The following is a 13151-nucleotide window of genomic DNA, read 5'->3' on the forward strand; positions in this document are numbered from 1 at the left end:
TGCCTCAATCAGCACTCAACCCGGCTTATTAACGGTCGACTGGAGCGCCTACTTTTTTTCGTCGTCAGGGGTATCCTTGGGTTTTGTTTTCAATCCCATATGCGAGATCAAATAGACTGTGGCGACGACGGCGACCACGAACAATAATATTCCGCCCCATTGCATGTGATTCTTCCTTTTGAAGGTTAGAGCATTATCCGACCAAATGGAACCGTCTGCGCCGGAAAAGACCCCGGCCCTTCGGGTTGCGCCTTGGCGGACGCCCGCTTCGTTGCGCCGTTCGACCGATGCTTTTGCATCGCTCTTCACGGCGCGTCTCGTGGATCGTCTCGCCAATGCGCAACGCAGATGATTCCATTTGGTCGGATAATGCTCTAATATGTTAGCTTATCCTAATCGCTCGCTGAAATCCCAGGGTATTTCTTTGATGATTCATATCACGCCCTCCATCATCATTGATGATAGCGAGATTTGCCGAAGCTTTATCCGCGCCTCCGGCCCCGGCGGGCAGAACGTCAACAAGGTTGAAACAGTGGTTCAGCTACGCTTTGACGCGGCTAACAGTCCGACCCTGTTCGGGGCCGTGTTCCAGCGGCTTAAATCCTTGGCCGGACAACGCATGACCCGTGACGGGGTAATAATCATTACCGCAAGACGATTCCGCACCCAGGAACGAAACCGCCGCGACGCCATGGACAGGTTGATTAACCTTATTCGCCGGGCCGCCGTCCCGCCGAAGCCTCGTCGCCCGACCAAGCCGACAATCGGCGCCAGGGAACGCCGCCTTGACGGCAAGCGCCGTCAAAGTAAAACCAAAAGCCGCCGGATCTCGGTTAAGGGAGATGAAGATTAGTGCGTTGCCTTTATTGTAGAGATATCGTGCAATCCGGAGCGGGGAGCGCGTCATGACGGATTGGCCGTTGCTGATATTTCTTGGTTGCGGGGGCGCGCTGATAATGTTCATCGGCCTGATGAACATTGTTGATCTTGATTCTTTCTTTGCGGCGCTGGCGGCGGCGATCGACATGGCGACCGCGCTGCCCGACATGTTGCTGGATGGAGTTAACGGCCTGTTGCAGAACTTCGGTCTGATGGAAGCGGCGCCGGACATCCAAGAGGCTCCGCCCGTTGAGGAAATGCAAAAGGCTCCGGCCTCTGCATCGCAGGGCAAGCCTCCTGTTGTAAAGTTTGATGAAGAGGGAATGATCGTGGAGGAGGTTAAGTAGCATTCCTGATTCGTTTGGCCCCGGCCAGCGCCGCCGCCGCCAGCAACAGCGAAACCGCCACGTTATAGGTGGCCATGGAAATGCCGAATAGGGTCCAGTCCACCAGATCGCAGGGCTTTTGCGGTTTGGACGTGATTTGCAGGTTCATCTGCTCCAAAGTTATATTGGAGGGAAGGGCGCCGCCGCAGCCGGTCGCCGCTTTCCACCAGTGCTGCTCGACGCCCACCTGGTAGAAGGCTATCGAGGCGCCGACGAGGAATGCCGCCGCGCACAATGTCACCGCCGCCGCCCGCATTGTGTTTGAGCGCAGGCCAAGGGCCGCAATCGCCAGAATGACGGCGACGGCGTAGGGGATTCGCTGGTAAAGGCACAAAATACAAGGCTCCAGGCCGAATATGTATTCGGCGGCGTAGGCCGCGCTCAAAGCGCCGACGCCGGCGACCAGAATGGCCGAAGGCACAAAGCGCGAGGGAGTTTGGAGGAGCGCGTTGAACATGATGAGCGTATTTAACAGCCGAGGCGTCTTTGGGCAATCGGTGATGCTTGACCGGGGCCGACCCTTCATTATGATGGCGACGACTTTCCATTTCGTGCGGGCGTGGCGGAATTGGTAGACGCGCTGGACTCAAAATCCAGTTCTGGCAACAGAGTGTCGGTTCGAGTCCGACCGCCCGCACCAGACAATCCCTGAGAAAAGAATTGTAAAACTGATCCGAACGGAGAAGAATCATCGAATCGCGTGTTCCGCCGTGTCCGTTGCCATGTTACAATAAAACATGGTGTTTTTGATTCTGACTATCTTGCTGGGCTTGATCTTCGTTTATCGCGTTGTAAAGGCTGTTCAAGCGTACCGCAACGCCGTCGCCGCTCGTCGTCTGGCTTTGCTCAATCTTACCCGCGCCTTCGACTGCTTGGCTGAACCGGTCGATCCGGTCGGTCGTGCCCGTTAATCGCCGTCGCGGTTTGTTCACTTGCCGCCGTGAGTCTCCAGCCAGGCTTCGGCCATGTCTCGGGCGGCGGCGACTTGTTCGTCGTTCATCATTTTCCTGATGTTGTCGCGTGCGCCTTCCGCCGTTTTGAAGCCCTGTGAAGCCGCCAGATCGAGCCACATATAGGCCTTGATCCTGTCCCTGGCGACGCCGTAGCCCCTGAAATAGAAGATGCCGAGATTGGCTTGGGCCTCGGCGTTTCCCTGCTCCGCCGCCTTGGTGAACCAATTGAACGCCTCGCCGTAATCCCGGTTTATTCCGTTGCCCGCAGCAAGCAGGGTGGCGAGCTTGGTCTGGGCTTCGGCATTTCCTCCCTCGGCCGGCAAGCGGTACCAATCCATGGCCGTGGCGTGATCAGCGGGAGGCGGCCCCTGGGGCAGGGGAGCCGAGGCCGGTGGGGCCGAAGCCGCCGGTGGAGCCGAGGCCGGAGCGGGAGGGGGCGCCGCCGGCGGGGCGGAAGCTATGGGGGGAGCGGCGTCGGTCGCCGGGGAGTTATGGAAAAGCTCCAGTTTCTTTTCAGGGGCGATCCGGGGGATCGCATAGCCGTGTCCGGCCGCTCTGGCGAACCACTCCATCGCCGTGTCATTATTGCGGAACACGCCCTGGCCCTTGGCGTACATGATGCCGAGGTTGTATTGAGCCTCGGCGATCTCCTGCTCGGCGGCCGGAAGATACCAGTTTGCCGCCTCCGTGTGATTTACCGGAACGCCTTCGCCCTTGTCATACATGAGGCCGAGGTTGAATTGGGCCTTGGCATGTCCTCGCCGGGCCAGGTCTTCCAGCGCGCCGACGGCGACGGCGTAGTCGCCCCGCGCATAGGCGGCGTCGAAGGCGCGCAGGTCGGTGGACTGTCCCGCCTTAAGCTCTTTAACCAAAGCATCAAGCTCGGGGAAAGCTTCCGCGCATCCCCCAAGCGCCAGACAGACCAAGGAAACCATCGACACGGATTTAATCATCTTTACATTCCATTTATCAGCGTGACGCTAATCACAGACGCATTGTTCAAATTGTGGCACTATTTATCCTATTAAGGAGGATATGTGTCATGGATATGATATTAAACATTTTTTTAAGGTTCTGGGATATCTGGTGCATGCCGTTCAACATGGTGCCCTATGGCGATCCTTATGTAGCCGGCGTGGCGCTGTTTGCGCTCAGCTTCCATGTCGCGTGGCGGATGGCGTTCGGACCTTCCAGAACCCTGTAATGACATATGCCTTGGCCATACACGGGGGGGTCATTACGCTTCGTGATTTTGATTATGCCGAGCAAAACGCTCACCTTGGCGAACTTATCGTTAAGGGGCAGGAGGCGCTGGAAGCCGGATACACGGCAATCAATGTCGTATCAATGGTGGTTCATCGGTTTGAGAGTTCCGGGCTTTACGGCGCCGGCAAGGGGTCATCGGCGAACGAGGACGGCGTGGTCGAGATGGATGCCGCCGTCATGGACGGGGCGACCCGCCGCGCCGGCGCGGTGGCGGCTGTTCGTCAAATCGCCAACCCCGTTGTCGCCGCGCGGGCGGTGATGGAGGACGGCCGGCAAGTTATGTTGGCCGGTGACGGCGCGGACAGTTTCGCTCGTTCACAGGGCATCGAAACCATTTCTGATCCTGCCGCTTTTTTCATCAAAAAGCATGAAGCGGCAGGGACGGATCGGAAAAGCCCGGAAACGGGCCATGGAACCGTCGGCGCCGTTGCCCTTGATCGCCATGGGAATCTTGCCGCCGCCACCTCGACGGGCGGAACGCCTCTTAAAAGATGGGGGCGGGTCGGCGACTCGCCGTTTATCGGGGCCGGAACATGGGCGGATGATCTTGTCGCCGTTTCCTGCTCGGGCGCCGGGGAATACTTTATCCGCACCTGCGCCTCGCATACCGTTTCCGCCCGCATGCGCTATGAAAAGGTCGGGCTTGAGACGGCGGCGGCGGCGACTATGGAAGAAATAACCAGGCTCGGAGGAGCAGGGGGCATGATTGCGGTCGACAGGTGGGGCAACATTACGATGCCTCACAACTGCCAAGGCATGAGGCGTGCGGCTGTGTCCTCCGATATCCCTCCCATGGTGTTGTTTTTTGATCCCGAACAGTGAGCCTTGACCGTCCGCAGTCTTAAGCGTCATAACTCCGCCGCGCTCTCCTCATGAGATTAAAGGGATCGGACCATGAAGCGTATCTTCTCGGGCGTGCAGCCTACCGGCAACCTGCACCTGGGAAATTACTTGGGGGCCATCCGTAACTGGGTGTGCCTGCAGAAGGACTACGACTGCCTGTTTTGCGTCGTTGACCTGCACGCCATTACGGTCTGGCAGAATCCCGCCGAGCTTTCCGCCAATACCCGCGAGGTGACCGCCGGCCTGCTGGCCGCCGGCGTTGATCCGAAGCACAACATCATTTTCAATCAGAGTCAGGTTGCCGGTCACGCCGAACTGGCATGGATACTCAACTGCGTCGCCCGTCTCGGGTGGCTCAACCGCATGACCCAATTCAAGGAAAAGGCCGGCAAGGACAAGGAGAACGCCTCGGTGGGGCTGTACGCCTATCCTAACCTGATGGCCGCCGACATCCTGCTTTACAAGAGCACCCATGTGCCGGTCGGCGAGGACCAGAAGCAGCATCTGGAATTGTCCCGCGACATCGCCCAGAAGTTCAACAACGATTACCGAACCGACTTTTTTCCGATACCGGAGCCGCTGATTTTCGGCGCCGCCGGCAGGGTTATGAGTCTGCGCGACGGCTCCAAAAAGATGAGTAAATCCGATCCCTCCGATCAATCGCGGATCAACATGACCGACAGCGCCGACGACATCTCCAGGAAAATACGCAAAGCCAAAACCGATCCCGAGGTCCTGCCCGATACTCCCGAGGGCTTGGACGGCAGACCGGAAGCCGCCAATCTGATAGGCATCTACGCCGCCTTGTCCGAGACCTCCGTCGAGGATATCTGCAAGCGGTTCGGCGGCGGTCAATTTTCCGCCTTCAAACAGGAGCTGGCGGATCTGGCGGTAGCCAAGTTGGCTCCCATTCAGGACGAGATGCGTCGTTTGATGGATGCTCAGGACTATGTGGACGGCGTTTTGCGCGACGGCGTCAAGAAAGCCCGCGCCGTTGCCGAGCCGATCCTCGCCGAAATTCATGACATCGTCGGGTTTTTAATAACCAAATAAACCAGGAGGCAGCATATGTTCATTCAGACCGAAGGCACCCCCAACCCGGCAACCATAAAGTTCCTTCCCGGATGTTCGGTAATGGGCGGCGGCGCCGCCAATTTTGCCGACGCTGAAAGCGCCGGACGCTCGCCGTTGGCCCTGCGTTTGTTTGAGATCGAAGGAGTCAGCGGCGTATTCCTCGGCGGAGACTTTATTACCGTAACCAAGTCCGACGACAAGAACTGGAACGTTTTAAAACCCTTGATCCTCAGCGCCATCATGGATCATTTCACTTCCTGCAAGCTGGTCATCGAGGAGGGCGCGGAAATTGTCGGGAGCGGCGACGATGATCCTATTGTCGCCAGGATCAAGGAGATTCTGGACACCAGGGTGCGTCCGGCGGTGGCCCAGGACGGCGGCGACATCACTTTCCATGACTTTGCCGACGGCATCGTCTATCTGCACATGCACGGAGCTTGCTCCGGTTGTCCCAGCGCCTCCATGACCCTTAAGCACGGCGTCGAGAATATGCTCAGGCATTATATCCCGGAGGTAACCGAAGTGCGCTCCGTGGACGACATGTAAAATCGGCTGGTTTTTTTATTCATCATCAACTATAAGCTATCCGGCCGGCCTAAGGTTCCGTCAGAATTTCGTTGCGCAGGATTTTGTTTATCAACTGCTGTGTACGAGGGGGAGGGCTTCTTCAGCGTGAGACCAAAAATCAAGGCGGCCGGGCGCCGCCTTTGATCGTTCGCGCAGGAGACCCGCAAATGACGATGAGTTTTGAGCGTAGCGCCCTGGGGTTCGTCGGCATTCTTTTTGTCGCTTTGTTGACGGTGGCGGTATCTGACCCCTTGATCGGAGCGACGGCGACTCCCAAGGTATCCATGCTGCTGCCGGAGCGGGCGGCGAAAGCGGAGGTCGTGGGATGGAAGACGGAATCCATGGCGTTTGCCGGTAATTCGGCCGTCAGCCTTACCGATACCTTCAAACGCATGGGCTATGATCTTAAATCGGGTATTTCCGGCCATAACATTGTGCCTCGTATTTTCATTGCCTCTCTGCCTTCGGATATGTCCGATATCCGCGAGAACGAGGTGCGCAAGCTGGTTTTTTTCAAGAGCATTCTTCCTCTGGTTCTTCATGCTAACGAGGAAATTTCGGCCGAGCGTCGCCGCTTGTGGCAACTGCGCTATCAAATAGTGATGGGCGAGGGGGTGGACCCCATCGACAGGCTGTGGCTGGAGGTGATGACCGAGCGTTATCGCGTTAAGGAAGCCGCCATCGGCGTCGAACTGATTGACAGCCTGTTGCGTTGCGCCGACGTCATCCCTCCTTCGCTGGCTCTGGCGCAGGCCGCCGAGGAAAGCGGCTGGGGCACATCGCGGTATGTTCGTGAAGGCAACGCCATCTTCGGACAGTGGGCTTTTTCACCGTCGGGCAATTTGACTCCGGGCCAGCGCGATGAGGGTAAATCCCATGGGATCAGGGCGTTTTCAAGTTTGCTTGATTCGGTCAAGGCGTACGCCCTTAATCTCAATTCTCACCGGTCATACCGGGAATTCCGCGAGGCGCGGGAAGAAATTCGCGGCATCGGAGCAACGGTGGACGGCATGGCCCTGGCCGGTAGATTGAAGAGCTACTCGGAGCGCGGCATGAACTACGTCAGGGCCATCAGCGCCATTATCGACGTTAATAATTTGCGACACCTTGATAAGGCGCGTCTCGGCGATTTGCCGAGAGTGACAGGCCCCTCGATTTAGCATAATGTGGCAGTCATGTTTTTGTAGCGAATCGACGCCAATAATATAGGTGAAATCGGCTACGCTTTTGTTATTATTGGGGATCGTAACGGATCGACGGGATCGGCATCATGACGCATAAATTGGAAGTTGACGCGCTAAGGAAAGAACTTCTCGGCCTTTTTCATTACATTCAGAGGGTCCGCGAGGAACTGGTTTCCATTGAGCGGGATTCCGAGAACGTACATCAGTTCGAGAGCATGTCCGACCAGTTGGACGCCATCGTCGCCGCCACCGAAGAGGCTACCGAAACCATAATGGGGGCCATGGAAGGCAACGATGAGGCGGTGGCAAAACTGAGGGCGGGAATCACCGATGCCGCATTGCTCGCTCAACTCGACAAGATTGAGAAGAACGGACAGAACGTTTTTGAGGCTTGCTCCTTTCAGGACATTACCGGCCAGCGGGTAACCAAGATCGCCAAATCAGTCACCTATGTCGAAAAGAAGGTAACCGCCCTGATGGATATCTGGGGCAAGGAAGAACTGGAAAAGATCGAGGTTAAACCGGAAGGCGGACATAAAAAGACCGAGGATGAGAAGTTGCTTAACGGTCCCCAACTGGACAGCGAGAACAAAATCAGCCAGGCCGAGATCGACGCCCTGTTCGCTTGAGGAATAACCCCTGTCCGGCGCCTTGCCTGATATGTTAGCGTCGGCCCCAACCAAGATCATTAAATGGATTTAACAAAATGGTGCGTAATGCATTTTTCATCATTGCTCTTTTTGCCGGCGTCGTGGTCATGACCGGAGCCTCCGAGGCGGCTGATCCCGAGAACACTCTCTATCTGGACCTTAAGGATGGCCGCGTGATCATCGAGATGCGGCCTGATCTGGCCCCCAATCACGTCGCCCAGATCAAGAAACTGGTGCGCGAAAAGTTCTATGACGGCCTTAAGTTCCACCGGGTGATCGAAGGCTTCATGGCCCAGGGCGGCGACAACGGCGCGGGCGGCTCGGGAAACAAGCTTGTCGCGGAGTTCTCCAAAGAGCTTCATGTACGCGGCGTGGCGTCGATGGCCAGAACTTCCGATCCCGACAGCGCCGACTCCCAGTTCTTTATCATGCTGGACGCCGCGCCGTCTCTTGACGGCAAGTACACCGTCTGGGGCAAGGTGACGAAGGGCATGGAACTCGTGGACAACATCAAGAAGGGGCCGAGTCACCGCAACGGCGTCGTTGACGATCCCGACAGCATCGTCCGCATGCAGATAGCCGCCGACGTCAGGTAGAGACACATCAAGATTGATTGGGGTCAAATTGCGGCACGTCTGGGGAGGAGACCCGCCAGATGTGAAGCGTTCAAGTAACACACCCCTCCTGACCTCCCCTTTGCAAGAGGAGGATTTTTCCTTCCCCTCCTCACGAAGGAGAGGTCAGGGGAGGTTAAATATAGGTCGGGCAGAGGGAGGTTTATTGCGGCTGAAAGGCCGCGCATGTTTTGCGGTCGATCTCACCCCTTGAACACCTGCTCCCGATGATACCGAAGAAACTGAGGATGCGGACGGAGGTCCGGCGATGATGGCAGGCGTAGATGCCCATCCGCATTTATCATACGGCTGACAGCATCCGGAACATTGTCACGATTTACGATGATTCTGTAATCGTCGTTGATTGAGATTAGGCCACGGTCAAACATCCAATGAACCGTTCCGCTAAGCGCCAAACCGTTACGCACTGAATCCGGTCCTGAGGCGGCAACAGGGCGGATGTGGGCCGCCTGAACCTCGGATCGGCCACCGCCATTTATCAGGCGAAGGCCGGTAACGGCGCAAGTGTTGTCATAGGCCGTCTTAACATGTCGGGAGAAAGCAACATCACGGAATGGACGGGCTATCATCCTTTCAATGATAGGATGATCGAATGTTGCCTGATCCTCGGCAAACTCTGAAAAGTGTGTGGCGACAACATTGCTGGTATCGGACCGTTCAATTTCCTCCGCGAAGCCGGCTTGGAGGATGAGGTCGTATTCTTTATCAGGGATGCGACGGACAGCACGTCCGAAAGCACCTTTGCTTGTTCCGCCGTCCTCGCGCCGGAGCGTACCCTCATAATAGTGCTCACCCTCTCTGAAAGGGACGGGCCGATCAAGTTCCATATAATCTGAGACAAAAGCGTAAAAATGATCGGGGCGTTGAGTATCTTCCTCGATCCGAGTTACCCGCGCGATGGCAAAATATGATTGACGTCCGCCTCGGCTCATAAGGTCGCCGCTGGAGCGTCGAGGTTCGTAGTATACAATCCAGTCGCCCACTGCGTCCGAAGCCGTCTTCAAGTATGTCCGTGGGAAGTGGTAGCGATCCTCGGGAAGATCATCGTAGGTCGGATTAATCTTCGTAGTAAAAACCGCTTTCGTCATTTTGAATTTTGGCCCTTAATTCTGCATAAATTAAGTACATATCCTCGGAATTGCGAACTTAATTTATTGATCGGCCTTTATGTTCTTCCGTTCTTTCAACATGCCCGGCAGGGTGAAGAAATACATTAAAAGAAGCTCTGTAAACTTGTGCAACTCAGCGGCTTCATCCGGCGTGAATGGGGTTTCGTCGTGGGCGGCGTCGTTTCCAGCGAGGCGGATATGATGCGCCCATTCGGCCAGTTCTGAGGTGATGCGCCCTTTTTTCGCCGCCTCTTCGATGCGTTGAACCAAGTTGCCCTGAAGTTCCGGCGCAATAATTTTTAAGGCGACCTCAATGCACTTTCTAAACATCATTACAGAAGCGGTTGGTCCTGTTTTCACGTTGGCGACGGCTTCATTAAAAAAAGTCAGAACATTATCCGGAAGATGATTGGGAGCATCCGGCGATTCAGGGGATGGGTAGAAGGCTATCAACTTCACTTCCTTCGGACACGATTGGGCGTGAGAGGCAAAACTGAATGAGCCTCGTGACACCTCACTTCCATTTTGAACAAAAACCGCTACCGCAGCTTCCTCGCAGCCCGCACACTTCACAAACGTATAGATCATTCCTTTTTGGGAGGGATGCTGGTATTCGTGCAAGATATCGAAGCTTATATTCTTTACCCCGCAATGGGGACAGTCATGAGGGATAACAGCCATGGCTATCGGCTCCTTAAATGAGGTTTCCAACCATATCTTGAGGATAGATCAAAGCCCAGGTCAATCGACAGAACATAAAGAGAGCATAGGTTTGGAACGTAGACTTCCGCATGCAGATAGCCGCCGACGTAAAGTAGAGGTTTTATGCCAGTGCCGTAAAAAATGACTCTTAAAAATTCTCCCCCTTGCTTCAAGGGGGAGTTAGAGGGGGTAGTCGCGGCAACCTCCCCCTGACCCCTCCTTGGTAAGGAGGGGAAAGCGCCGGAGCTGTCATAGGTCAATATCAATGGCCGTTGGCATTACGCGCTTTCTTCTTTCCTTGTCTTCGGCGGGACAAGGCGGATGTGCAGGTCGCGCAGCCGTTCCGGCTCGACGTTCGCCGGCGCTCCCATCAGCAGGTCCTGGGCCTGCTGGTTCATCGGGAAAGCGATAATCTCGCGGATATTGGGGGCGTCGGCCAGCATCATGACGATGCGGTCGATGCCCGGCGCCGAGCCGCCGTGGGGCGGCGCCCCGAACCTGAAGGCCGACAACAGGCCGCCGAACTGTTCCTCCACCTTTTCCTTGCCGTAGCCGGCGATATCGAAGGCCTTGTACATGATCTGCGGGATGTGGTTGCGGATGGCGCCGCTGGACAGCTCCACTCCGTTACAAACGATATCGTACTGGTAGGCGAGGATGTCGAGCGGCGGCTTGGTCTCCAGCGCCTCCAGCCCGCCCTGGGGCATGGAGAACGGATTGTGGCTGAACTCGATCCGGCCTGTGTCCTCGTTCATTTCATACATCGGGAAGTCAACGATCCAGCAAAAGCGGAAAGCGCCGGTTTCGCGCAGGCCGAGTTCATTGCACAGCCTGTCCCGCGCCGCGCCCGCGAACTTTTCGGCGTCTTTCTTCTGACCGCAGACGAAGAACACGGCGTCGCCGTCGCCGGCGCCGGAGGCGTCCTTGACGGCGGCGATGCGGGAGGCCTCCAGATTCTTGCCGATGGGGCCGCGCGCCTCGCCGTCGGCGAAGATGATGTAACCGAGGCCGCCGGCGCCTTCAGCCCGCGCCCAGTCATTCAGCTTGTCAAAGAAGCTGCGCGGTTGTGAAGCGGCGCCGGGCGCCGGGACGGCGCGTACGATCCAGCCCTTGTCTATATTACGGGCGAACAGGCCGAAGCCGGAGCCGCGAAACGACTCGGTAACGTCGGCGATGGTCAGCGGGTTGCGCAGATCGGGCTTGTCGGAACCGTATTTAAGCATGCTCTCGGCATAAGGAATGCGTGGGAACGGCGGCGCGGTGACGGTGCGCTCGCCGCCGAATTCATGGAATACGTCGTGCAGCACAGGCTCGATGGCGACGAACACATCGTCCTGGGTGACGAAGGCCATCTCGAAATCAAGCTGATAGAACTCGCCCGGCGAGCGGTCGGCGCGGGCGTCTTCGTCGCGGAAGCAGGGGGCGATCTGAAAGTATTTGTCAAACCCCGACACCATCAACAACTGCTTGAACTGCTGGGGCGCCTGGGGAAGGGCGTAGAACTTTCCCGGATGGTTACGGCTGGGCACCAGATAGTCACGCGCTCCTTCCGGCGACGAGGCGGTAAGAATGGGGGTCTGGATTTCCAGGAAACCTTGCGCGGTCATGCGGCGGCGGATAGAGGAAATGACCCTGGAGCGCAGCAGGATATTGGCGTGCATGTTTTCGCGCCGAAGATCAAGGAAGCGGTGACGCAGCCGCATATCGTCGGAAAAGTCGGCGTCGCCGGCGACCTGCATGGGCAGCACATCGGCGGGCGATTCCACATGGATATGCTCTACATGCAGTTCCACCTCGCCGGTAGGAAGGTCGGGGTTGACGGTGTCGGCGGAGCGCTTGACCACCGTTCCGGTGACGGTCAGCACGCTTTCGGGGCGGGCGCTCTCGGCGATCTTGAACAGCGGGCTGGAGATATCAATAACCAGTTGAGTCAGGCCGTAGTGGTCGCGCAGATCGATAAAAAGCAGGTTGCCGTGATCGCGCTTGCGGTGCAGCCAGCCCGACAGCCTGACGTTCCGGGCGGCGTTGTCCGGTCTCAACTCACCACAGGTATGGGTGCGATATGGATGCATAGCTTCGGTCATTGGGAGGTTTCGGGGAGGGTTCAGACGGCTTGCTTGTTGGCGGTTTTAGCGACGACCATATCGAGGCCTCTGAGGACTTGCTCTCCCTCCTTGCCGCCGTCGCCGCTCATGCGCTTGGAAATGACCAGCTTCATGGTGTCGATATAAAGCTGAATGACCTGAAACTCGCTTGATCCGACGGTTTGAGTCTGTTCGACGAAGCGGCACAGCCCGTTGCCGAGGATTGTCATCATGCCGTAGTCGAAGCTGCCGCCCTGGCCTTTAATGTCGTGAGCGACCCGGAAAATCTGATCGAGGAGATGCTTGTGATCCTCAGGCTTGCCGGATTTCAGGGCGTCGAAGGCTTTCTGGATCTTGACCAGGTCTTCCTCCACCCATTCCAGGTAGTTGCCGGACATGCCGGCGATGACCTCTTCGGCCCTTTTCAAGGCTTCGAGGTCAACCGCTCCGGCGCCTCCGATCGACACCTTTGAATTTATCGAGTGCGGCGGCTTGATAACTATCGGTTCGTCTTCTTCTACCATCGATTCGTAGTCTCCTGTTACTCGACAAGAACCTATATGGATTGACCGGGTAATGGCAAGGTGAAATGGAACAGGATTTTTTCTATATAATCTCCCGATCTATTCACTGCGGTTTCCACTCCTGATCAATAATATGCCCGGCCTCCGGATCGCATCACATTTTCTGTGAAGATTATTATTCTTATATGATAATTTTCCATATAATAATGATGACGGCATTGGGCATGGCGTCAAATAATTAAGCAATAAAGTCTGCTCACGACGAATTATTTTTATCCGGCCCCGTGGAGGGGAT

At 56.6% G+C, this 13151-nt stretch carries 15 protein-coding genes and 1 tRNA gene; 9 read left to right on the plus strand and 7 right to left on the minus strand.

Annotated elements, in window-relative coordinates; all coding sequences use genetic code 11:
- Positions 1-48 precede the first annotated feature (48 nt).
- The gene (locus tag A3H92_04180; protein OHC74888.1) at positions 49-309 is read right to left on the minus strand and encodes a hypothetical protein; all 261 of its coding nucleotides are present in this window, start codon (positions 307-309) and stop codon (positions 49-51) included.
- A 118-nt stretch (positions 310-427) separates the two neighbouring features.
- Between A3H92_04180 and A3H92_04185 the strand changes: the two genes are divergently transcribed.
- On the plus strand, positions 428-853 hold the full coding sequence (locus A3H92_04185; GenBank protein ID OHC74980.1) for a peptide chain release factor I: 426 nt from the start codon (positions 428-430) through the stop codon (positions 851-853).
- A gap of 52 nt (positions 854-905) precedes the next feature.
- Positions 906-1226 (plus strand): hypothetical protein, encoded by a 321-nt coding sequence (locus tag A3H92_04190; protein ID OHC74889.1) that lies wholly within the window; start codon positions 906-908, stop codon positions 1224-1226.
- On the opposite strand, the gene A3H92_04195 is transcribed toward A3H92_04190, so the two are convergent.
- Positions 1219-1722, minus strand: coding sequence for a hypothetical protein (locus A3H92_04195; GenBank protein OHC74981.1), 504 nt, complete (start codon positions 1720-1722; stop codon positions 1219-1221). The genes A3H92_04190 and A3H92_04195 overlap by 8 nt on opposite strands.
- 96 nt (positions 1723-1818) lie before the next feature.
- Between A3H92_04195 and A3H92_04200 the strand changes: the two genes are divergently transcribed.
- Positions 1819-1905: transfer RNA gene (locus tag A3H92_04200), tRNA-Leu, on the plus strand.
- A gap of 288 nt (positions 1906-2193) precedes the next feature.
- On the opposite strand, the gene A3H92_04205 is transcribed toward A3H92_04200, so the two are convergent.
- Positions 2194-3171 (minus strand): hypothetical protein, encoded by a 978-nt coding sequence (locus A3H92_04205; GenBank protein ID OHC74890.1) that lies wholly within the window; start codon positions 3169-3171, stop codon positions 2194-2196.
- Between the two features lie 250 nt (positions 3172-3421).
- Here A3H92_04205 and A3H92_04210 point away from each other — a divergent pair, with 250 nt between their 5' ends.
- From A3H92_04210 to A3H92_04235, 6 genes are all read left to right on the plus strand, one after another.
- Positions 3422-4306: a hypothetical protein gene (locus tag A3H92_04210; protein ID OHC74891.1), complete on the plus strand. Its 885-nt coding sequence runs from the start codon at positions 3422-3424 to the stop codon at positions 4304-4306.
- A gap of 72 nt (positions 4307-4378) precedes the next feature.
- Complete coding sequence (locus A3H92_04215) at positions 4379-5380, plus strand: tryptophan--tRNA ligase (protein OHC74892.1); 1002 nt, start codon at positions 4379-4381, stop codon at positions 5378-5380.
- A gap of 15 nt (positions 5381-5395) precedes the next feature.
- The gene (locus tag A3H92_04220) at positions 5396-5947 is read left to right on the plus strand and encodes an iron transporter (protein OHC74893.1); all 552 of its coding nucleotides are present in this window, start codon (positions 5396-5398) and stop codon (positions 5945-5947) included.
- Positions 5948-6135: 188 nt separating this feature from the next.
- Positions 6136-7128, plus strand: a complete 993-nt coding sequence (locus tag A3H92_04225) for a hypothetical protein (GenBank protein OHC74894.1) — start codon at positions 6136-6138, stop codon at positions 7126-7128.
- Between the two features lie 110 nt (positions 7129-7238).
- A complete protein-coding gene (locus A3H92_04230; protein OHC74895.1) occupies positions 7239-7781 on the plus strand; it encodes a hypothetical protein in 543 nt (180 codons plus the stop codon).
- Between the two features lie 77 nt (positions 7782-7858).
- On the plus strand, positions 7859-8398 hold the full coding sequence (locus tag A3H92_04235; GenBank protein OHC74896.1) for a peptidylprolyl isomerase: 540 nt from the start codon (positions 7859-7861) through the stop codon (positions 8396-8398).
- A gap of 221 nt (positions 8399-8619) precedes the next feature.
- Here A3H92_04235 and A3H92_04240 read toward each other — a convergent pair whose 3' ends face one another.
- From A3H92_04240 to A3H92_04255, 4 genes are all read right to left on the minus strand, one after another.
- Positions 8620-9525 (minus strand): restriction endonuclease, encoded by a 906-nt coding sequence (locus A3H92_04240; protein ID OHC74897.1) that lies wholly within the window; start codon positions 9523-9525, stop codon positions 8620-8622.
- Between the two features lie 63 nt (positions 9526-9588).
- Complete coding sequence (locus A3H92_04245) at positions 9589-9876, minus strand: hypothetical protein (GenBank protein ID OHC74982.1); 288 nt, start codon at positions 9874-9876, stop codon at positions 9589-9591.
- Between the two features lie 650 nt (positions 9877-10526).
- Positions 10527-12320: an aspartate--tRNA ligase gene (locus A3H92_04250; protein OHC74983.1), complete on the minus strand. Its 1794-nt coding sequence runs from the start codon at positions 12318-12320 to the stop codon at positions 10527-10529.
- A 32-nt stretch (positions 12321-12352) separates the two neighbouring features.
- The gene (locus A3H92_04255; protein ID OHC74898.1) at positions 12353-12856 is read right to left on the minus strand and encodes a hypothetical protein; all 504 of its coding nucleotides are present in this window, start codon (positions 12854-12856) and stop codon (positions 12353-12355) included.
- Between the last annotated feature and the right edge of the window lie 295 nt (positions 12857-13151).

This window comes from Rhodospirillales bacterium RIFCSPLOWO2_02_FULL_58_16, from assembly GCA_001830425.1.
In the GTDB taxonomy this organism is placed as follows: domain Bacteria; phylum Pseudomonadota; class Alphaproteobacteria; order Rhodospirillales; family 2-02-FULL-58-16; genus 2-02-FULL-58-16.